A 19,860-nucleotide genomic window follows, 5' to 3' on the forward strand; every position below is an offset into this window, starting at 1 on the left:
CGCGTTTTCGTGACACGAATGTCCCGCCGCCAAATCCGCCAATCGCGGCGGGACCGTGGCGTTACAGGGGCCATTCCCATGGACAATGTAAAGAGCAAGATGCTCGTGGCTGCGCTGCTAGTTTCGGCTGCCGCCTGCAATAAGCAACCGGACGCACCCTCGGCGCCCGCAGCCGAAGCAGGTATCAGCGGAACCTGGAAAGCCGACCTCGGCTCGGTTCAAATCGACCAGAAACCCGATGCCTATCTGGTCAAGGACGGCCAATATTCTTGCGAATCCTGCACCCCGAAAGTGGCCGTCGCGGCGGATGGTGCTTTCCATCCCGTGAGCGGATCGCCCTATTATGACAGCACGGCGGTCAAGGTGGTCGACGATCACACCATCACCCGCACCAACAAGATGGCTGATAAGGTCATCGGCGAAACTACCTTGGCCGTGGCGGCCGACGGTCAGATGTTCACCGGCACCTTCAAGGACACGTCCACGCCCGACGCGCCGCCGGTGACCGGCAAATATACCGAAGCCCGGGTCGCGCCGGCACCGGCCGGTGCGCACGCGATTTCGGGATCATGGAAACCGGCGAAATATGAGAATGTGTCGGACGAGGGCCTGATCGTGACCTTCAACCAGCAGGGCGATACGTTCAGCATGAGCAGCCCGGCCGGCCAAAGCTACACCGCCAAGCTCGACGGCACCGATGCCCCGATCAAGGGGGACACGACCGGGGCAGTCGCGTCGGTCGAACGAGTCTCGGCCAATGTCTATCGCGAGACCGACAAGCGCGACGGCAAGGTGATCGGGGTCGCGACCATGACCGTCGGCGCCGACGGCAAGCTGAACGTCGTCTTCGACAACAAGGAGCGCGGATCGACGACCAAATATACCGCGATCAAACAGTAAGCGGGTGGTGCCGGCCTGCCTTTGAGCGGGCCGGCAGCCCTTTTCGCGAAAACGGCACGGTGGGCACCTCCGGCGGGGCCATCACGAACCTATCCTAAATAGCCTGTCATTCGACACCTTCGCCGGACGCCATAGGTCCACTGTGATTAAACTGCACAATAGCTCTGCGGTCAGGCGGCCGCGCGAGGCTGACGCGCATTTGAATTGCTACTTTCATCTCCCACACACTGACTCGTGATGCGCAGGCGGGAAAAATCTGGTATTGTTACCCCGCCGAATCGATCTAACCGTTGGAGTCGAACATGCGACACATCGGAGGCCGAACGGCAACCCAGTACCGCTTCATCTCGCAATTCCCCGGTGCAGCGAGGATGGCATGCCTGTGCAGCGCCTCGCTTGTCGTGCTTGCGACGTCCATACCGGCAAGCGCAGACGTAGTCTGGGCAACAAAGGACTGCACCGGTGGCACATGTATGGTCACCACGGGCGGCAATCCAACTCCTGCTTTAGCTGCCGGCAGGTTTCGGGTGATTGGTCCGGGAATTCAATGGCAGGCCCTGTACCAGGGCACACCCCAGAGATTCTGGGTCGCCCAAGGCGGAATGAACATGGCAGACGTTCAGCTGACCGCGTTCAACGGCGAACTCGGAGGCAATTTCAACCTTCCACTCGGCCTTTGGTACATCAGTGCGCGTACGGCCAATATGGGCCCGGGCAGTTACACCGTATCCGGCCCAAACGTGAAAGGGGACCCGCACATCACAACGATGAACGGAAGGCACTATGATTTTCAGGGTGCCGGTGAGTTCGTCCTGTTAAAGAACGACGACTCTGGTTTCGAGGTTCAATCGAGGATGACACCGGTATCGACGGTCGGGCCTTTGCCCCCGGATCCCCATACGGGCATTTCCGCTTGTCCAAGCATCAACACGGCCGCCGCCGTTAAAAGCCCAGGGCATCGATTTTCATATCAGCCGGCGAGCGTCGGCAATGCCAGATCGCCGCAGATGCAGTTGCGCATCGACGGCAAACGCGCCTCGGTCCGTCCCCAGGGCATGACTCTCAACGACGGCACGAGAATCAACCTGAGCCGGGTGAGCGGAGAACTTCGCATCACGCTTCGCGATGGATGGGGAGTGCGCATCATCCCGACCTGGTGGAGCGCAACCGGCCTCTGGTATCTGGATTTTGATTTCACGCCGGCGACCAGCGCCATGGGTATTGCAGGCCCTATCGCAAAGGATTCCTGGCTGCCCGCCCTTTCCGACGGGAGCAGTGTCGGGCCGATCCCCGGCGGGCTCCCGCAACGGCATAAGATCCTCTACGAAAAGTTTGCGGATTCCTGGAGGGTCAGCGGCGCGACCTCGCTGTTCCACTACCAAGCGGGAACGTCAGGCGTCAATTTCACCAACGCTGAGTGGCCCAGGCAAGGCGGCAACTGTCGCCTGCCAAATACCAATCCGCTAGCCCAGATGAGTGAAGCGCGGGCGACGAAAATTTGTGGAGGCGTGCACGTCCCCCAATTCAGGAAAGCATGTATCGCTGACGTCATGGCGACCGGCGACAAGGTCTTTGCAGCCGGATACGTCAAACTCCAGGGGCCGATCCGAATGAAGACGCAAATAAGAGATGCTAGAAAATATTAATCCAAGCTGGACCTGTGTGCACCGGGCGGCCCCCAATGCTTGTCCCATTGGCGGTCACCCGGAAAGGCCAGCTTCGTGCCTTTGGAGAGTTCGATACTCAAGATGGGCTGACGAAGCTGTCGAGCACCCGCTTCCGCCCCGCTTTTTCGAACTCGATTTCAAGTTTGTTGCCTTCGATCGCGGCGATTACGCCGTAGCCGAATTTGCCGTGGAACACGCGTTGGCCCAGGGTGAGGTCGTCGCGGCCTTTGTTGCCGAGGCTGACAGCAGAGGTGCGGGCTTCGATGGGGCCCCTCGACGTGCGCGTCTCGACTTCGCTCGACGCCGCTAAGGATGAGCGGAATTTCAGAACACCTCGCTGAAACCCCGGTCCGCGGCTGGCGCTGCGCATGGCCTGGGCAGGACCGAGATGCGCGAACGGGTCGGCGTGTTCGCTCCATTGGGCTCGCCATAGGGATTCGCCGCCGGACATGGTGGTTTCGCTGTCGATGTGAGCGTCGGGCAATTCGGCGACGAAGCGGCTGGGGATGCTGCTGGTCCATTGGCCGTAGATGCGGCGGTTGGCGGCATGGAGGATGGTCGCCCGGGTGCGGGCGCGGGTGATCGCGACGTAGGCCAGGCGGCGCTCCTCCTCGAGGCTAGCGAGGCCGCCTTCGTCGAGCGCCCGCTGCGACGGGAATACGCCTTCTTCCCAGCCGGCGAGGAAGACCAGCGGAAATTCGAGCCCCTTGGCGGCGTGGATGGTCATGATGGTGACCTTAGGCTCCCCGCGCGCCGCGTCATTGTCCATCACCAGGCTGACATGCTCAAGGAAGGCGCCGAGCGTTTCATACTCCTCCATCGCACGGGTCAGCTCGGCGAGGTTTTCGAGGCGGCCGGCGGCTTCGGCGCTGCGCTCCGCCTGGAGGACAGCGGTGTAGCCCGATTCGTCGAGCAGCAGGCGGGCGAGCTCGGGGTGGGAAAGGGTTGCCGCCATCGACCGCCAGCGGGCGATGTCGCCGACGAAACGGCCTAGGCTGCGCCGCGCCTGGGGCGTCAATTCGTCGCTGTCGAGCATCTGCGCGGCGGCGAGCAGCAGCGGCTGCTGCGTGGCGCGGGCGAACTGGTGGATGCCGGCAACCGCCTTGTCGCCGAGGCCGCGTTTGGGGACGTTGACGATGCGGTCGAAGGCGAGGTCGTCGGCCGGCTGAGCGACGAGGCGGAGGTAGGCGAGCGCATCTCGGATTTCCGCGCGTTCATAGAAGCGGAAGCCGCCGACGATCTGATAGGCGAGACCGATGGCGATGAACCGCTCCTCGAACTCGCGCGTCTGGAATTGGGCGCGGACCAGGATGGCGGTGTCGTCGAGGGTGCCCCCCTCTTGACCGTTAGCGCGGCGGACATGCGCCTCGATCTCCTCGCCGACGCGGCGCGCTTCCTCGGGCCCGTCCCACACGCCGATGACCTTGACCCGGTCGCCGTCGTTGCGCTCCGTCCACAGCGTCTTGCCGAGGCGGCCGGCGTTGTGGGCGATGAGCCCGGTGGCGGCGCCGAGGATGTGCGGGGTCGAGCGGTAGTTCTGCTCGAGCCGGATGATCGCAGCGCCGGGGAAATCGACCTCGAAGCGCAGGATGTTGGCGACCTCGGCCCCGCGCCAGGAGTAGATCGACTGGTCGTCGTCGCCGACGCAGCAGATGTTGCGGCGCGGCTCGGCCAGGAGCCGCAGCCACTCGTACTGGCTGGCGTTGGTGTCCTGATATTCGTCGACGAGGATGTAGCGGAAGCGGTCGCGGTAGCTTTCCAGCACGTCGGCATGGGCCTTGAAGATCGTCAGCATGTGCAGCAGCAGGTCGCCGAAGTCGCACGCGTTGAGGGTTATGAGGCGCTGTTGGTAGGCCGCATAGAGCTCCTGCCCGCGGCCGTTGGCGAAGGCCTCGCTCTCGCCAGCGTCGATGTGGGCGGGGCTCCAGCCGCGGTTTTTCCACCGGTCGATGACGCTGGCAAACTGGCGCGCGGGCCAGCGTTTCTCATCGAGGTTGGACGCAACGATCAATTGCTTGAGCAGACGCAGCTGGTCGTCGGTGTCGAGGATGGTGAAATTGGACTGCAAGCCGACTAGCTCGGCGTGGGCGCGGAGCATGCGCGCGGCGACGCTGTGAAAGGTGCCGAGCCACGGCATCGATTCGATCGCTCCGCCGGAGATGCGCGCGATGCGCTCCTTCATCTCGCGCGCGGCCTTGTTGGTGAAGGTGACGGCGAGGATCTGGCTCGGCCACGCCTTGCGCGTCGCAATGAGGTGGGCCAACCGGGCCGTCAGTGCCGCGGTTTTCCCGGTGCCCGCGCCGGCAAGCATCAGCACCGGCCCTTCGGTCGTCAGCACGGCTTCGCGCTGGGGCGGGTTCAGCCCCTGGAGGTACGCAGGTTCGGGGGCGAGGGCAGGGAGTTTAGGCACTTGGCCGAGGTAGGGAAGGGACGCGTTCCAGGCAACCGGAGGAAGTAGGCCGAACGGATGTTGCGCGGCGGACAATGCGATGCGAAACGACCAAAATGCGTGTCCTGCTGATCGCCTCGCTGCTCGTCCTCGCCGGATGCTCTATTAAGGCCGCGTCTGCGGCCGCAGATATGGCGAACAGCTAGAGGCTGAGCGCTCCGCGCTGCCCAAGGAGCCGCCGCTTCCTTCCAAGCGATGAAGATCGACGTCGCGGTTCAGCGCGTTCAAGCGTGCGGCTTCAGGAAGATGCGCGGAAGTCGTAATAAAAATGGTGGTACCGATGTTGCCGTCGATGACATCGCCGTAACGCCGGAGCAAATCGCTTGCGCTGCAAAAGTGGAGATGAACGATCTGCTTTTCTGGGGCAGCTTTAATTGATGGGCTTTGGCTCGCCCCCCTGATGTTTCCGGTCCTACTTGGCAAGCGTTCCGTCGGACCATTTCCGGACTCCCATATAAAAGACGGTGTCCGACCCTTTGTACCCCGGTAATGCCATCCCGATCGGCGATCCGGGAAGACCCGCTGCCCACGCCGAAGCCGGCACGTCCAGGTACACCATGACGTGCGGTCCGGCCGGCCCGATGTCGTCGGCAAGGTAGCCCTGTTTGGACATCATGATTGCGAACGCTCCGGGTTCCGGGGCAGGCACCCGGAGCGCTTTCGCGTTAGCGAGAATTACCGGTAGCGAACGTTTGGCGAGCACCCATTTCGTGCGTTCGAGATAGACCGGCAAAACGCTTCGGGAAGCGGCGGAGTTCAAACAGATCGGTACGCGGATTTTCGAATTCCAGAAATCGGGTTTGTCGAGAGCGTCGTTCCATGATCGCTGCACCATGCACGTCCAACCATTCTTGCCTGCAACGGCGCGATGGTGGCCGCGGGCGTCGAACACCAGAATCTCGGCATCGTCGGAGATGGACGGCGGAGCGGCTGAGCGCGCCAAGGCGATCTCGGCGGCTTCGCTCGGCGGCAAATAGGCGGCGAGAGGCGCCATCGTTTTGTAGGGATTAGGGGATACCGGGCGTGCAGGCGGTGAGTGGTCTTGCTTCTGTGCCAGCGCCGGCGCCGCGGCGAGGATGACCAGTGCGGCGGCGCACCCGCTGCGATATCGTGCGCGGCGATGATGGATAGCGGGTTTCATTTCTCTCCCCTGGAACCGCGAACTTCGATCGAAGGATTGCATAGGAACGGTGCGGGCGGTCGTCAAAGTGCGAGTGACGCCGCGCAGGTCACGGACGCGGTCCTGTGCGGCCGGCCAATGCCCGTGCATCCGGCCAATGCCCGTGTTAGCGGCGCGCAATGGATGGCATGAACCTGCACCTGGTCGATGTGTTCGCGCCGCGGCCGTTAACGGGCAACGGGTTGACGATCGTGCTGAGCGATCGGCCGATCGACGATCGCCTGATGCAACGATTGACGATTGAATTGCGTCAGTTTGAGACGATCTTCCTGCAGCCGGAAGCGCCGCCGACAACGTGGCGGGCGCGGGTGTTCACGATGGAGGAGGAGCTGGATTTCGCCGGTCACCCGGTGATCGGCGCGGCGGCACTGCTTCATCATCGTCATTACCCCGCGGAGCCGCGCGCGACACTCAAGCTGACGCTCAATCGGCAGCAGGTCATTGCCGACAGCGAACGGATCGAGGGCGGGTATCGAGTGACCATGCATCAGGCCGAGCCGCGCTGGATCACCACGGTTGCGGCCGAGGATGAGGCTCCGTTTCTGGACGCCCTCGACTTGTCCGCCGAGAGGCGCGACGCCACGCTACCGATGGAGGTTGTGACCACCGGCCTGCCGTACCTGATCGTGCCGGTCGACGCGGCGGGGCTGTCGGGCGCGCAGGTCCGCGTTGACGATCTTGAGCAGCGGCTGACGCGGATTGGGGCGAAGTTTGCTTACCTGGTCGACGCGCGCGGGCGCGAAGGGCGGACGTGGGACAACCTCGGCCGGGTCGAGGATGTCGCGACCGGTTCGGCGGCCGGACCGGTCGCGGCGTTCCTCGTCCGCCATGGCCGCGCCGCCTTGGGCGAGGAGTTCATGCTGAGCCAGGGGCGATTGGCCGGGCGCCCGAGCGAAATCGTAGTGCGAGTCGGCGGCAGTTCCGGAGCGATGACTGGCATCGCGGTGACAGGGGAAGTACGATTGATTGCGAGCGGGCGTTTCGACCCGTCGATCCTGCGCTAAAGGCGGGGACAGCGGGTTTATCCGCGATATCCCCGTTATCCACAGGCATGGCGCTGCAGATTCCGCTTTGCGCGACTCGGAGAGAGGGTCATAAAGGGAGGGTGATCGGGACGGAAGTCCCAGCCTCCCTCGGGAGGAAGGGGCGGAAAGTCCGATCTCCACCGGCAGGCGATGAGGAGGAACTTCGGTTCCAAGTCGGACCAGTCGGAAGAGGCGCCGGAAGAGCCATTCTTTCCTGCGCGAAACGCGGCACTCTTCGGAGGGCAGGCGACGCGAAGGAGGATGGTCCAAGAAGGGCCGCAGAAGGTCGAGAACGTGCCTTCGGGCACGACCACGATTGGAAGCGACGCCTGAGCTGGTGAGCCAGGATCGAGGAGCGGAAGACCTTCGGGTCGTCAAGCTAGCGAACACCGGCAGATCCTTCGCTCGGCGCAGATGGGGGCTGGCAGCAATGCCGGCCCCCATTTCTGTTGGGCGCACGATCCAGCTTTTCCGGTTCCTTCCAGGCGGGGTTCAGCAGTTAACACCGGAACCTGCCGCTGAGCATGCCAGCTTAGCCTTCTCGCCCATTGCTCAGCGTTTCGAGGCCGCGCCGGCTGGATCCTTCGAGACCGAATCCCCTTGCCGCAGCAATCGCCACCCACACCGCCAACATTCCCAACGCCCAGCCGCCGACCACATCGCTCGGCCAGTGGACGCCGAGAAAGGGGCGGCTGAGCCCGATCAGCAGCGCCATGACGAGAGCCAGCGTAACCGCGAGCCGCCGGTGCCGGCCGTCGACCGCAATCAGCGCGACTAGCAGGAACACTGCCATGCTGTTGGCGGCGTGACCGCTCGGGAAGCTCGAGCTGGACACCGTCACCGGGTGGAGATCGAAAGCCGGGCGGCTGCGGTCGAACAGCAGTTTGAGGCCGTCCGCCGCCAGCCGTTCCGATGCGACGGCCGCGGCCAGAAATGCGGCCTTTCGGCGATGGCCTTGGCGCCAGAGCCACAGGGCCGCCACCGCCGCAAGCCCGAGCGTCGCATAGGCGCTGCCGAGTTGCGTGAACGCGACTGCCGCGCTCGACAGCGGCGGCCAGGTGCCGCGCACGAAGGCAAGGGTGCGGACAGCCTCGTCATCATAGAGGTTGGCCGGTCCGCCGACCCATCCCGCGGTCACGAAGACGAAGATCAGGACGATCGCGATCCGGGGAGACGAAAATCTTGCCATGGCGGCGCCGCGTTAAGCCAAGTTTTACCGCTTTGCGCTACGAAAACCGCATGGACCTGAGCAACAGCCCCCAGAATCGCAAGACCCGGCGCTCGTACGTGCTGATGACGGCCAGCCTCGAATTGTCGGGAATCTCGCTGCCGGTCAAGCTGCGCAACCTCAGCGCCGAAGGGGCATTGGTCGAAGGCGACAAGCTGCCGATCGAGGGATCCGCCCTCCTGTTTCGCAAGGGCGAGCTCAGCGTCACCGGGCGAGTCGCCTGGGCCAAGACTCGCCACGCCGGGATCAGCTTCGATCGCCCGCTCGCCGCCCACCAGGTGATGCGCCACATCCCGGCGCCGCGCGCCCGGGTCAAACCCGATTTCCGCCGCCCGGGGTTCAAGACTAATGCGATGACCGAAGACGAGCGCCGATTCGGCGAACAGTGGCTGAGTACGCACATCATCTCGCCGTTGGGTTTGTAAAGCGCGGCGCGGCATTCAGCTGACCGTGCGCATTCCTTCCCGCTGGGCCTGAAGCCAGGCGACCAACTCGCCGAGCGGCAGGAGGCGGTTAAAGGTAATTCCGACATGGCCGTCGGCCGACCAGCACAGCACGCCGGGCTGCGGCGGCAGGTCGGTCAGCGTGACGACAACCTCAGCGCCGATCGGCAAGACCGTCGCGCACTCCAGCTTTACGCCGCCTTGGGAAATGTCGCACAGCTTGACCCGCAGGCTAGTTGCTCCTTCGCGCAGCGTGACGAAGCCGCCGGCTTCGATTCGCGGCATCCGCGGCCGCGGCCCGTCCATCGAGGCGGACAATATGTCGATCAGGTCGATCGGCTCGTCGAAACTGATGCCGACGGATTGATCGCGGATCCAGCTTACCCGGCCATGGATCGGCTGGCCGCTTTTCAGCTCGATGCTAAGGGGTATGTCGTCGGGCAAGGCGCAATAGGCGTGGATGAGCATTCCGCCGGCAGAGATATTCTTGATCAGGCAAAGTTCGCGACGGTCTCCAACCTTGATCGAGCCGACGCGATAAAGGCTCATGTGCCGCTCGCCGTCGCGCCGCTCGGGACTAGGTAGGGGCCTGGGCGGCGCTTCGGATAGGGAATAGAGCGTCGTTTCGACCAGTTGGCTGCTCACGCGGATCATGCTCCCACCGACTGCGGCCAGTCCGCATTCGCGCGGTCCGCGGTCAATCGCTACCGGTAAAATGATTACCGGCGAGTTGACGACCTGTCCGTTGAGGTGGCGACAAAAGTGCAACCCGACCTCGCTTGCCCGAATTGCGGATGAGGCGTAGCCTTTCGTGCCGGGCGGTTCGCGACGAACAGCCCGCGGAGCAAATCCAATGAAGATGTTTTCGCTGCTGGCGGCCACCATGCTTCTCACCGGCACGCCGTTGCTCGCCGCCCCCCAACAGCTGGAGAGCGAGATTCGGCCCACCCTGCCGACCGATACCAAGACCGCTGCAGACGAGGTCGCGATCGGCACCGACATCGGGGATCGCATGACCGTGTCGGTTCAGATCGCGGGGAGGGGACCCTACCGGTTTCTCGTCGATACGGGCTCCGAACGGACGGTGATTTCGCGCCAGCTCGCGCAGCGTCTGAAGCTTGAGAGCGGCAGGACGACCATGCTTCATAGCGTGATCGGCGCCAACGACGTAGCAACCGTATTCATCCCCAACCTCCAGGTCAGCTCGAACAATATTTCGGTGGTCGACGCGCCTGCGCTTGAGGCAAGCGACATCGGCGCCGACGGGATGCTGGGGATCGACAGCCTCCGTTCGCAGCGGGTGATGTTCAATTTCAAGGCTAAGACCATGTCGATCACCCCGGCGAACCGGCCCCCGGAAGTTACCGATGGCCAGACCATCGTGGTCCGGGCCAGGTCGCGCAATGGTCGCCTGATTTTCACCAACGCCACGGTCGACGGGCAGACCGTGACGGTGATCGTCGACACCGGATCGCAGGTGACGATCGGCAACATGGCTCTGCAGCATAACCTGCAGAAGCGTCGCACCTGGAACACGTCGAGGGAGGTGACGATCGAATCGGTGACGGGTGAAAAGATGACCGCACGCGTTTCCCAGCTGCAATCGCTGGAGATCGGCGGAATCCATCTCAACGAACTGGCGGTCGCCTTTGCCGATGCGCACATCTTCAGGCAACTCGACCTGAGACATCGGCCGGCGCTCCTCCTCGGCATGAACGCGATGCGCGCATTCGACCGCATCTCGATCGACTTCGCGGCGAAGAAGGTGCGGTTCGTGCTGCCCGGGACCAGCATGCGAGACACGTTGCGGCTGGCGGAGCTGAAGAAGCAGCCCGCTTTGCCAACCGTCCCAGAGTCTGCGAGCATTTCTGGCTGGTGAGCCGAGCACTTTTCCGCACTATGCCCCCGGCATGGTGGTGAGCCGTGCTGGATTCGAACCAGCGACCTACTGATTAAAAGTCAGTTGCTCTACCGACTGAGCTAACGGCCCGCAGCCTCGCGGATGGCTTGCCCGTTAGCGGCTGGGCCGGCGCTTGCCAAGGCGATAGCCGAGGTGGCGGGCGGTTAGTGTGCGATCGATCGGCCAGCGCGGGGCAATGCTGGTCAATGGGCCGAGTACGAAGTCGCGCTCTGTCAATCGCGGGTGGGGGATCGTCAGCGGGCGCGAGACGAGCCGGCCGCCATCCCAGGCGATGAGATCAAGGTCCAGCACCCGCTCGCCCCAGCGCCGTCCTGGACGCCGCCCGAACTCGCGCTCGATCGCCTTTAGCGCCGTCAGCATCGCGCCCGGCGCGAGCGGGCTGGCAACCAGCGCCACCGCATTGGCGAAGTCTCTGCCCGCGCCGCCGGTCGCCGGGTTGAGCAGGATTTGCGAGGCGTCGAACAGCTCGAACTCCGCGTCGAGCCACGCAATTGCCGCCGCGACCACACCCGGCGGACGACCGTGGCGACCGTGACGGCGATTCGAGCCGATCGCGATCGCGTAGAGATGCGTTGCCTCGCTCATCGGCGCTCGCCTAGGCTCGGGCAATGAATTGCGCCAGCCCAGCCGACCTGTCCCCGCTGCCGCGCGCCGAGCCGTCGCGGGATTGCCCGCTATGCCCGCGATTGGCTGCGTTCCGGCAGGAGTGCCGCGCCGAGCATGCCGGCTGGTGGAACGCGCCGGTGCCGGCGTTCGGCGACCCAGAGGCGTGGCTGGCGATCATCGGCCTGGCGCCGGGCAAGCACGGTGCCAACCGCACCGGTCGACCGTTCACCGGCGATTATGCGGGCGACCTGCTCTACGCGACGCTGGCCAAATTCGGATTGAGCGATGGCCAGTATCAAGCCGATCGCGATGACGGGCTCAAACTCAAGGGCGCGATCATCCTCAACGCGGTCAAATGCCTGCCGCCCGCCAATAAGCCCGAGCCTATCGAGATCGCCACTTGCCGACCGTTTCTCGAAGAAGCGCTGGCGCAGCTGCCACAGGTCCGCGTCCTCATTGCGCTAGGGCAGATCGCGCACACCAGCGCTGCCCGCGCATTAGGCCTCAAGCCGAGCGCCACCAAATTCGGCCACGGTGCCGAACACCGTGCCTCCGACGGCCGGACCCTGATCGATAGCTACCACTGCAGCCGCTACAACCAAAACACGCGGCGCCTCAACGCGGAGATGTTCGAGGCGGTTTTTGTTCGAGCGATCGAAACCCGTCGGGCGTGTTCGCTGGCAAACTCGGCGTTCTAACGAGGCGGCGTGCGTCTTTATGGCCGCGGCGGAGGATTCGGGTTTATCGTCTGCCGCAAAATTCTCTGAAATTAGATGGAAGTGCTTCTTCACCGATCCTCAACCAGTCGCCCATACAAATCCGGCCTCCGGTCCCTGAAGAACCCGAACGCCGCCCGATGCTTGCGCGCCACCGCGAGGTTGAGTTCTGCGACCAGGACCCCCGTTTCCTCCGCCCCAAACTCGGCCAGCATATCCCCTCGTTCGTCACAAATAAAACTGTGGCCGTAGAAGCGCTGGCCGCCCTCTGAGCCGATGCGGTTGGCGGCGACGACCGGGACGACATTGCTGACCGCATGCCCGATCATCGCTCGCCGCCACAGCCGCGAGGTGTCGAGGTCGGGATCGTGCGGCTCGGTGCCGATCGCGGTCGGGTAGAGCAGGATTTGCGCGCCCATCAGCATCATCGCCCGCGCGGCCTCGGGATACCATTGGTCCCAGCAAATGCCGACGCCGAGCGTGGTGGTGCCATCGTTTTTGGGCCCGGGCCACACCTTGAAGCCGGTATTGCCGGGGCGGAAATAGAATTTTTCCTCATAGCCCGGGCCGTCGGGGATGTGGCTCTTGCGATACACGCCGGCGACCTCGCCGTCGGGATTGATCATGGCAAGTGAGTTGTAGTGGTGCTGGCCATCGAGCTCGAAAAAGCTCGTCGGGATCCATATGTCGAGCTCGTCGGCGAGTTTCCGCATCGCCAAGACCGAGGGATGCTCAGCGGTCGCGCGCGCGTTTGCGAACAGACTTTCGTCTTCCGTCCGGCAGAAATAGGGACCTTCGAACAGTTCGGGCGGAAGGACGACCTTAGCGCCCTTGCCCGCCGCCTCGCACACCAGTTCGCCTACGGTAGCGATATTTTCGCCCGTATCCTCGCCAAAAGCGAGCTGGAGCGCGGCGACTTTAATCTTGCTGCTCGTCATCGGGGCACCTGCTGGCTGATGCAGTGAAAACTGCCGCCGCCCGTCAGTATGTGGCCGGCGGGCAGGCCGATGACGCGGCGGTCGGGAAAGATGTCCCGAAGCGCTTCGACCGCCGCCGTGTCGTTGGGTGCGCCATATAGCGGGACGACCACCGCGGCGTTGCCGATGTAGAAATTCATGTAGCTCGCCGGGATAATTTCATCGTCGCGCTCGACCAGCCCAGGCGAAGGGATGGCGACCACTTCGAGCTCGGCATCGAGCAATGCTTCGGCGGCGTCTGCATAGATGGCGGCATTGGGATCGTCTTCAACCGCCTCCGGAATCGCGACCCGCCCGGGCGCGACGAACCGCGCCAGATTGTCCACATGACCGTCGGTATGGTCGTTGAGCAGGCCGTCGCCAAGCCACACCAGGCGCGTCGCGCCGAGTTGACGCCTTAAGCACGCCTCGACTTCCACCTTGGTCAATCCGGGGTTGCGGTTGGAATTGAGAAGGCATTGCTCGGTGGTCAGAAACAGCCCACTTCCGTCGCCGTCGACCGCGCCGCCTTCGAGGATCCAGTCGGCCTTCGAATAGGGTAGGGCAGCGACGCCCGCGAGGCGCTCCCCGATGCTGTCGTCACCGGGCAGATCATATTTGCCGCCCCAGCCGTTGAAGCCGAATCCCTGGGCGCGCCGCTCTGCACCGGACCCGCACACGATCGCCCCGGTATCGCGCAGCCAGATGTCGCCGAAATGCTCGACGATCACCTTGGCGAATGGGGCAAGCTGCCGCGCCTCGCCCGCCGCCGCCTCGTCGGCCGCGACTAGCCACACCGCCTCACCTGCGCCGTCGGCATGGACCGCGGCGGCAAAGGCCGCGACCTCGACTTGGGCGGCGACAAGGTCGTCCTCCCATAGGTCGGCAGCGGACGGAAAGCCGATCCATACAGCCTCATGCTGTGCCCATTCAGGGAGGGGGAGTGACGTCATGCGTGGCCTCTAGCGCCGCCAATGAAAAAGGGCGACCCCGAAGGGCCGCCCCGTTGCGTTGGGACTGTTCCGATCGATCAGCGCGAATAGAATTCGACGACCAGGTTGGGCTCCATTTTCACCGGATAGGGAACTTCGTCGAGCGTTGGCACGCGCGTGAAGGTCGCCTTGGCGGTGCCGTCGATCGCAACATATTCGGGCACATCGCGCTCAGCTAGGCTCTGCGCTTCCATCACCAGCGCCATTTCCTGCGCCTTCGGCCCGAGCGTGATCTCGCTTCCGACGTCGCAGCGGCGCGACGCGATGTTGCATTTCACGCCGTTGACGCGGATGTGGCCGTGGCTGACCAGCTGCCGCGCGGCCCAGATCGTCGGCGCGAACTTGGCGCGATAGACGATCATGTCGAGCCGGCGCTCGAGCAAGCCGATGAGGTTCTGCGACGCATCGCCTTTCATCTTGGCGGCGTGCTGGAAGGTCTGTTTGAACTGCTTTTCGGTGACGTCGCCGTAATAGCCCTTGAGCTTCTGCTTGGCGCGCAGTTGGATGCCGAAGTCGGAAACTTTCGACTTGCGGCGCTGGCCGTGCTGGCCGGGGCCATATTCGCGGCGATTGACTGGGCTTTTGGGCCGTCCGAAGACGTTTTCGCCCATGCGGCGGTCGAGCTTATACTTGGCGCTTGAGCGCTTCGACATGATCTTCTCCAAATCGCGTAACTGTCATGCCCGGAACCGCACCGCCCTGCCATCGACAGGACGCGACCACCGCTTCACCGGACGTGCGGGGTCAATTGCGAAGAGGCGCGCCTAGCTGGAGAGGCAGGCAAGGTCAAGGTTGGCAAGGATGCCGCCTTGCTGGCATGGGCCATGGATGACCGACATCCCTGACCCCACCGACTGCTCCACCATGACCGAGGTCCGCACCGGGGTCGACGATGTCGACCGGCAGGTGGTCGCGCTCATCGCCCGGCGCTTCGGTTACATGGATGCCGCGGCGCGGATCAAGCTGGACCGGGCGGCGGTGCGTGACGAATGGCGCAAGGCAGACGTGCTGGCGAAGGTCGATGCACAGGCGGCCGCGATGAAGGTCGACCGGGCATTGCTGGCTCGCCTGTACGAAGACCTGATCGAAACCTCGATCGCCCACGAATTCGATCAATATGACCGAATACGCGGTTAACGCGCGCCAATCGTCTTCAAATCTCCCGCGCTCTTGCCGTTACCGCGCAGATCCCATTGATTCTGCGTGAGGCAGAGCCTTTTGCGCATCCGGGTGCCGGTATAGGCCGGGTCGGGGCGGCAAATCTTGCTTTCAGCCGTCGAGGCTTGGGCGGCGGTAGGAGCAGGCTGAGCCGGAGTAGCGACGGCGGCATCCGAGGCAAGCAGAAGGACGCTGAACAGGACAGAAATCATCGGGCATCCAGTAAATTAGTTGAGGAGATCAGAGGCTTAGCAGGAGAATTCTATTTTAAAAGGCCCAATATCAGTTTTTCGACGAACGGCGGCCCGTGAGGGCGCGCAACATTCCGCGGAGCGCCCTGATCTCGCGCGTCGACCAGCTCGCCTTGGTCAGGATGGTGCGGAGCGTGGCGCGCGTAACTGCGGTCCGTTCGGGCGGAAAATAATAGCCGGCGCCGTCGAGCGCGTGGTCAAACTGAGCGACCAGCCCTTCAAGATCCGCCATCGGCGCGGGCGGCTCGCCTTCCTTGACAGTCGGCTGGGCGAGAGCCGCGCCCTTGGACCATTCATAGGCTAGCAGGATCACCGCCTGAGCGAGGTTGAGGCTGCCGAACCTTGGGTTGATCGGAACGGTGACGATCTTGGTCGCAAGTGCGACGTCCTCGCTTTCCAGCCCCGACCGCTCGGGTCCGAACAGGATAGCGGTGCGGCCATGGGAGGACCGGATTTCGCCCGCCATTTCCTCCGGCCCGACGACCGGCATGACAAGGTCGCGGCGGCGGACGGTCGAGGCGTAAACGACCGAGCAATCGGCGATCGCGTCGGCGACGCTGTCGAATATCCGCGCCTGATCGAGCACTGCGTCCGCCCCGCTGGCCGAGGGTCCAGCGTCGGGATTCGGCCAGCCGTCGCGGGGACTGACGAGTCGCATCTCGGTCAGTCCGAAATTCATCATCGCCCGCGCGGCTTTGCCGATGTTCTGGCCTAGTTGGGGGCGGACGAGGATGATGAGTGGCGCAGGTGCGTCGTCAACCAATTTCATACTTCCCGCGCAAAGTGGAAGGCACTCCGCTCATATCAACTTGTCGAGCAGTCCCGGCCCGTCCGACGGCGGCGCGTCTCCTTCCACCGCTTCCGCGATCTCCGCGAAGTCGCCCGCTTCCTTGAAATCCTTGTAGACGCTGGCGAAGCGGATGTAGGCGACCGGGTCGAGCCCCTTCAAACCGAACATCACCAGCTGACCGATCTGTTGCGCGGTGACCTCGTCGCCGGTGGTCTCGAGGCGGCGCTGAATGCCGGTTGCAAGCCGTTCGATTTTCGATTGTTCGATGTCGCGCTTGCGGCATGCGTGACCTATTGCGCGCTCAAGCTTGGCGCGATCGAACGGCTCGCGCTTGCCGTCCTTCTTCACCACGGTGAGGTCGCGCAGCTGGACGCGTTCGAAGGTCGTGAAGCGCTGCCCGCACCCGCCACATTCCCGCCGCCGGCGGATCGACGAGCCGTCCTCGCTGGGTCGCGAGTCCTTAACTTGGCTATTGTCGATCGCGCAAAACGGACAGCGCAAGGCTCAGTCCTGGTAGATCGGGAAACGGGCGCAGAGGGCGCGGACGCGGACGTTGACGTCACGCTCGACGGCCGTGTCGCCTTTGGCGACCCCGGCCAGCACATCCGCCACCATATCGCCGATGTCGCCGAACTCGGCCTCCCCGAAGCCGCGGGTCGTCCCGGCGGGAGAGCCGACGCGGATGCCGCTGGTTTGCATCGGTGGCAGGGGGTCGAACGGCACGCCATTCTTGTTGCAGGTGATACCAGCGCGTTCGAGTGCCTCGTCGGCGTCCTTGCCGGTGATGCCGAGCGGGCGAAGATCGACCAGCGCGAGGTGCGTGTCGGTGCCCCCAGAAACGAGATCGGCGCCGCGTTCCTTGAGGCGGGTCGCCAGCGTCTGGGCGTTCCTGATCACCGCCTTGGCATAGCTTTTGAAGCCGGGTTCCAGCGCCTCTCCGAAAGCAACCGCCTTGGCTGCGATGACATGCATCAGCGGACCACCCTGAAGGCCCGGGAAGACCGCCGAGTTGATCTTCTTGGCGATCGCCTCGTCGTCGGTCAGCACCATGCCGCCGCGCGGGCCGCGCAACGTCTTGTGCGTGGTGGTGGTCACGACATGGGCATGGCCGAACGGGGTTGGGTGCTCGTCGGCGGCGACCAGGCCGGCGAAGTGCGCCATGTCGACGAACAGATAGGCGCCGACCTCGTCGCAAATCGCCCGGAAGCGGGCGAAGTCGAGATGGCGCGGATAGGCCGAGCCGCCGGCGATGATCAGCCTGGGCTTATGCTCTTTGGCAAGCCGTTCGACCTCATCGAAATCGACCAAGTGATCGTCGCGGCGAACGCCATATTGGATGGCATCGAACCATTTACCTGACTGGGCAGGGGGGGCACCGTGGGTAAGATGCCCGCCCGCCGCCAGGCTCATGCCCAGGATGGTGTCGCCCGGCTTCAACAGCGCCATCATCACCGCACCATTGGCCTGCGCGCCGCTGTGCGGCTGGACATTGGCGAAGCCGCACCCGAACAATTGCTTGGCGCGCTCAATAGCGAGGGTTTCGACTGCGTCCGACGGTTCGCAGCCCTGATAATAGCGGCGGCCCGGATAGCCCTCGGCATATTTGTTGGTGAGGACCGAGCCCTGCGCCTCGAGCACGGCACGACTGACGATGTTTTCCGACGCGATCAGCTCGATCTGAGTTTGCTCGCGGCGCAGCTCGGCGCGGATCGCGTCCGCAACCTTCGGGTCAGCTTTGGCCAGCGTTTCGGTGAAGAAGCCGGGCGGCTGGACGTCGGCCAAAGAAATCGGGTCACGTTCGGGGGCGGTGGCCATGGTCAGCAGTCCTGCTTCAATGCGGTGAGCTGGTCGACGCGGCGCTGATGGCGCCCGCCTTTGAATTCGGTGGTGAGGAAGGCGGTGACGCACGCCTTGGCCATATCGATGCCGATCAGGCGGGCGCCGAGCGCGATGGCATTGGCATCATTATGCTGGCGCGCGAGGCTGGCCGATAGCGGTTCGGCCACCTGCGCGCAACGGCATGCCGGGTTGCGGTTGGCGGCGATGGCGATGCCGATCCCAGACCCGCAGACGGCAATTCCACGGTCGGCGTCGCCTTCGGCCAGCGCCTCGGCGAGCATCGTACCGAAGCGCGGATAATCGACGCTATCATGCCCATGCGTCCCCAGGTCGATGATGTCGTGCCCGCCCTCCTTCAGCCATGCGGAAAGTATGTCCTTAAGGTCAACCCCGGCGTGGTCGGCGGAAACTGCGATGCGCATGGTCTAGTCCTAGGCCAAGCGCCTGGGTTTCGCCACCCTTCAGGCCTTCAGGCGGCTTTTCTAAGCTCCAGCCGGTCCCAGATTTCGACCAGGGCGGTGGTCAGCTCATCCATCATTGCTTCGCTGTGGCACGGGCCGGGGGTGAAGCGGAGGCGCTCGGTGCCGCGTGGAACGGTGGGAAAATTGATCGGCTGAACGTAGAGGCCGTATTCGGCGAGCAAAATGTCGCTGATGTGCTTGGCCTTGACTGGGCAACCGACCAGCAGCGGAACGATGTGAGTCACGCTATCCATCACCGGCAGACCGGCGTCGCGAAACCGGGCCTTGAGCGCGGCGGCGCCCGCCTGCTGCGTCGCGCGTTCCTCGGCCGACGCCTTCAAATGCCGCACGGACGCTAGCGCGCCCGCGACCAACACCGGCGACAAAGAGGTGGTGAAGATGAAGCCCGGAGCATAGCTGCGAATGCAATCGATGATGTTGCGGTCGGCCGCGATGTAACCGCCCATTACGCCGAACGCCTTGCCCAGCGTGCCTTCGATGATCGTCACCCGGTCGGCGACCGCTTCGCGCTCGGAAATGCCGCCGCCGCGCGCGCCATACATGCCGACGGCATGGACTTCGTCGAGGTAGGTCAGCGCGCCGTAGCGGTCGGCGAGGTCGCAGATTGCGGCGATCGGGGCGATGTCGCCGTCCATCGAATAGACGCTTTCGAACGCGATCAGCTTGGGTGTTTCGGGATCTTCGGCGGCGAGCAATTCCTCGAGATGGGCGAGGTCATTGTGTCGGAACACCCGCTTGTCGCAGCCCGACGAGCGGATGCCGGCGATCATCGAAGCGTGGTTAAGCTCGTCGGAGAAAATGATACAGCCAGGGAGCAGCTTGCCGAGCGTCGACAGCGCGGCCTCGTTCGAGACATAGCCAGATGTGAACAGCAAGGCGCCCTGCTTGCCGTGCAGGTCGGCTAGCTCGGCCTCCAGGTCGATATGATAATGGGTGTTGCCGCCGATGTTGCGAGTGCCCCCCGAGCCGGCGCCGACGTCGTGCAGCGCCTGCTCCATGGCCGCGACGACGGCGGGATGCTGGCCCATGCCGAGATAGTCGTTCGAGCACCACACGGTGATCGGCTTGGGCCCGTTGTGGCCGTGGAAGCAGCGCGCGTTGGGGAAACTGCCCTTGGTCCGCAAAATGTCGATGAAGACGCGGTAGCGCCCCTCGTCATGGAGGCGATCGATCGCCGCCCTGAAGATGCTGTCATAGTCCACGAGCCGCCAATATCGCCGAGTGAAGCCGAATGCCATTGCGAACGACTCGCAACTG

Annotated in this window: 22 protein-coding genes and 1 tRNA gene; 8 read left to right on the forward strand and 15 right to left on the reverse strand. The window is 64.0% G+C overall.

Features of this window, described 5'->3' with window-relative positions:
* Window positions 1–78 precede the first annotated feature (78 nt).
* Both H0W65_RS01830 and H0W65_RS01835 read left to right on the forward strand, forming a co-directional pair.
* The gene (locus H0W65_RS01830) at window positions 79–900 is read left to right on the forward strand and encodes a hypothetical protein (RefSeq protein WP_294003205.1); all 822 of its coding nucleotides are present in this window, start codon (window positions 79–81) and stop codon (window positions 898–900) included.
* A gap of 608 nt (window positions 901–1,508) precedes the next feature.
* A complete protein-coding gene (locus H0W65_RS01835) occupies window positions 1,509–2,546 on the forward strand; it encodes a hypothetical protein (protein ID WP_294003207.1) in 1,038 nt (345 codons plus the stop codon).
* 97 nt (window positions 2,547–2,643) lie between these two features.
* Here H0W65_RS01835 and H0W65_RS01840 read toward each other — a convergent pair whose 3' ends face one another.
* The gene (locus H0W65_RS01840) at window positions 2,644–4,977 is read right to left on the reverse strand and encodes an ATP-dependent helicase (protein ID WP_294003209.1); all 2,334 of its coding nucleotides are present in this window, start codon (window positions 4,975–4,977) and stop codon (window positions 2,644–2,646) included.
* Between the two features lie 234 nt (window positions 4,978–5,211).
* Here H0W65_RS01840 and H0W65_RS01845 point away from each other — a divergent pair, with 234 nt between their 5' ends.
* Window positions 5,212–5,394 (forward strand): hypothetical protein, encoded by a 183-nt coding sequence (locus H0W65_RS01845; protein ID WP_294003211.1) that lies wholly within the window; start codon window positions 5,212–5,214, stop codon window positions 5,392–5,394.
* A gap of 34 nt (window positions 5,395–5,428) precedes the next feature.
* Here H0W65_RS01845 and H0W65_RS01850 read toward each other — a convergent pair whose 3' ends face one another.
* Window positions 5,429–6,157 (reverse strand): hypothetical protein, encoded by a 729-nt coding sequence (locus H0W65_RS01850; protein ID WP_294003213.1) that lies wholly within the window; start codon window positions 6,155–6,157, stop codon window positions 5,429–5,431.
* A 167-nt stretch (window positions 6,158–6,324) separates the two neighbouring features.
* Here H0W65_RS01850 and H0W65_RS01855 point away from each other — a divergent pair, with 167 nt between their 5' ends.
* Window positions 6,325–7,200 (forward strand): PhzF family phenazine biosynthesis protein, encoded by an 876-nt coding sequence (locus H0W65_RS01855; RefSeq protein ID WP_294003215.1) that lies wholly within the window; start codon window positions 6,325–6,327, stop codon window positions 7,198–7,200.
* 553 nt (window positions 7,201–7,753) lie between these two features.
* On the opposite strand, the gene H0W65_RS01860 is transcribed toward H0W65_RS01855, so the two are convergent.
* On the reverse strand, window positions 7,754–8,410 hold the full coding sequence (locus H0W65_RS01860; protein WP_294003217.1) for a phosphatase PAP2 family protein: 657 nt from the start codon (window positions 8,408–8,410) through the stop codon (window positions 7,754–7,756).
* A 50-nt stretch (window positions 8,411–8,460) separates the two neighbouring features.
* Between H0W65_RS01860 and H0W65_RS01865 the strand changes: the two genes are divergently transcribed.
* Window positions 8,461–8,874: a PilZ domain-containing protein gene (locus H0W65_RS01865; RefSeq protein WP_294003219.1), complete on the forward strand. Its 414-nt coding sequence runs from the start codon at window positions 8,461–8,463 to the stop codon at window positions 8,872–8,874.
* 15 nt (window positions 8,875–8,889) lie between these two features.
* On the opposite strand, the gene H0W65_RS01870 is transcribed toward H0W65_RS01865, so the two are convergent.
* On the reverse strand, window positions 8,890–9,537 hold the full coding sequence (locus H0W65_RS01870; RefSeq protein ID WP_294003245.1) for a PilZ domain-containing protein: 648 nt from the start codon (window positions 9,535–9,537) through the stop codon (window positions 8,890–8,892).
* 208 nt (window positions 9,538–9,745) lie between these two features.
* On the opposite strand from H0W65_RS01870, the gene H0W65_RS01875 reads away from it, so the two are divergent.
* On the forward strand, window positions 9,746–10,771 hold the full coding sequence (locus H0W65_RS01875; protein ID WP_294003247.1) for a retroviral-like aspartic protease family protein: 1,026 nt from the start codon (window positions 9,746–9,748) through the stop codon (window positions 10,769–10,771).
* A gap of 35 nt (window positions 10,772–10,806) precedes the next feature.
* On the opposite strand, the gene H0W65_RS01880 is transcribed toward H0W65_RS01875, so the two are convergent.
* Both H0W65_RS01880 and folK read right to left on the reverse strand, forming a co-directional pair.
* Window positions 10,807–10,882 (reverse strand) — tRNA-Lys (locus tag H0W65_RS01880).
* Between the two features lie 24 nt (window positions 10,883–10,906).
* Window positions 10,907–11,398: a 2-amino-4-hydroxy-6-hydroxymethyldihydropteridine diphosphokinase gene (gene folK / locus H0W65_RS01885; RefSeq protein ID WP_294003249.1), complete on the reverse strand. Its 492-nt coding sequence runs from the start codon at window positions 11,396–11,398 to the stop codon at window positions 10,907–10,909.
* Between the two features lie 23 nt (window positions 11,399–11,421).
* Between folK and H0W65_RS01890 the strand changes: the two genes are divergently transcribed.
* Complete coding sequence (locus H0W65_RS01890) at window positions 11,422–12,117, forward strand: uracil-DNA glycosylase (protein ID WP_294003250.1); 696 nt, start codon at window positions 11,422–11,424, stop codon at window positions 12,115–12,117.
* An 89-nt stretch (window positions 12,118–12,206) separates the two neighbouring features.
* Here the strand turns inward: H0W65_RS01890 and aguB are convergent, their stop codons facing one another.
* The 3 genes from aguB to rpsD all read right to left on the reverse strand — a co-directional run bounded on the left by aguB (window position 12,207) and on the right by rpsD (window position 14,736).
* Entirely contained in the window at window positions 12,207–13,073 is an 867-nt protein-coding gene (gene aguB / locus H0W65_RS01895; RefSeq protein ID WP_294003252.1) for an N-carbamoylputrescine amidase, read from the reverse strand.
* The gene (locus H0W65_RS01900; protein ID WP_294003255.1) at window positions 13,070–14,044 is read right to left on the reverse strand and encodes an agmatine deiminase family protein; all 975 of its coding nucleotides are present in this window, start codon (window positions 14,042–14,044) and stop codon (window positions 13,070–13,072) included. The genes aguB and H0W65_RS01900 overlap by 4 nt, the downstream gene beginning before the upstream one ends.
* A 77-nt stretch (window positions 14,045–14,121) precedes the next feature.
* On the reverse strand, window positions 14,122–14,736 hold the full coding sequence (gene rpsD, locus H0W65_RS01905; RefSeq protein ID WP_294003257.1) for a 30S ribosomal protein S4: 615 nt from the start codon (window positions 14,734–14,736) through the stop codon (window positions 14,122–14,124).
* Window positions 14,737–14,911: 175 nt separating this feature from the next.
* Here rpsD and H0W65_RS01910 point away from each other — a divergent pair, with 175 nt between their 5' ends.
* On the forward strand, window positions 14,912–15,220 hold the full coding sequence (locus H0W65_RS01910) for a chorismate mutase (RefSeq protein ID WP_294003259.1): 309 nt from the start codon (window positions 14,912–14,914) through the stop codon (window positions 15,218–15,220).
* Here H0W65_RS01910 and H0W65_RS01915 read toward each other — a convergent pair.
* From H0W65_RS01915 to hemA, 6 genes are all read right to left on the reverse strand, one after another.
* Window positions 15,217–15,453 carry a hypothetical protein gene (locus tag H0W65_RS01915; RefSeq protein ID WP_294003261.1) on the reverse strand — a complete coding sequence of 79 codons (237 nt, stop codon included), beginning with the start codon at window positions 15,451–15,453 and terminating at the stop codon, window positions 15,217–15,219. The genes H0W65_RS01910 and H0W65_RS01915 overlap by 4 nt on opposite strands.
* Window positions 15,454–15,523: 70 nt before the next feature.
* On the reverse strand, window positions 15,524–16,261 hold the full coding sequence (locus tag H0W65_RS01920) for an RNA methyltransferase (RefSeq protein ID WP_294003263.1): 738 nt from the start codon (window positions 16,259–16,261) through the stop codon (window positions 15,524–15,526).
* A 30-nt stretch (window positions 16,262–16,291) separates the two neighbouring features.
* Window positions 16,292–16,783: a transcriptional regulator NrdR gene (gene nrdR, locus H0W65_RS01925; protein WP_294003266.1), complete on the reverse strand. Its 492-nt coding sequence runs from the start codon at window positions 16,781–16,783 to the stop codon at window positions 16,292–16,294.
* Window positions 16,784–16,786: 3 nt separating this feature from the next.
* Entirely contained in the window at window positions 16,787–18,097 is a 1,311-nt protein-coding gene (gene glyA / locus H0W65_RS01930; protein WP_294003268.1) for a serine hydroxymethyltransferase, read from the reverse strand.
* A gap of 2 nt (window positions 18,098–18,099) precedes the next feature.
* Complete coding sequence (rpiB, locus tag H0W65_RS01935) at window positions 18,100–18,543, reverse strand: ribose 5-phosphate isomerase B (RefSeq protein ID WP_294003270.1); 444 nt, start codon at window positions 18,541–18,543, stop codon at window positions 18,100–18,102.
* A gap of 47 nt (window positions 18,544–18,590) precedes the next feature.
* Window positions 18,591–19,805, reverse strand: a complete 1,215-nt coding sequence (hemA, locus tag H0W65_RS01940) for a 5-aminolevulinate synthase (protein WP_294003272.1) — start codon at window positions 19,803–19,805, stop codon at window positions 18,591–18,593.
* Window positions 19,806–19,860 lie beyond the last annotated feature (55 nt).

Origin of the sequence: Sphingomonas sp. (assembly GCF_013816785.1) — a bacterium.
Classification (GTDB): domain Bacteria; phylum Pseudomonadota; class Alphaproteobacteria; order Sphingomonadales; family Sphingomonadaceae; genus Sphingomicrobium.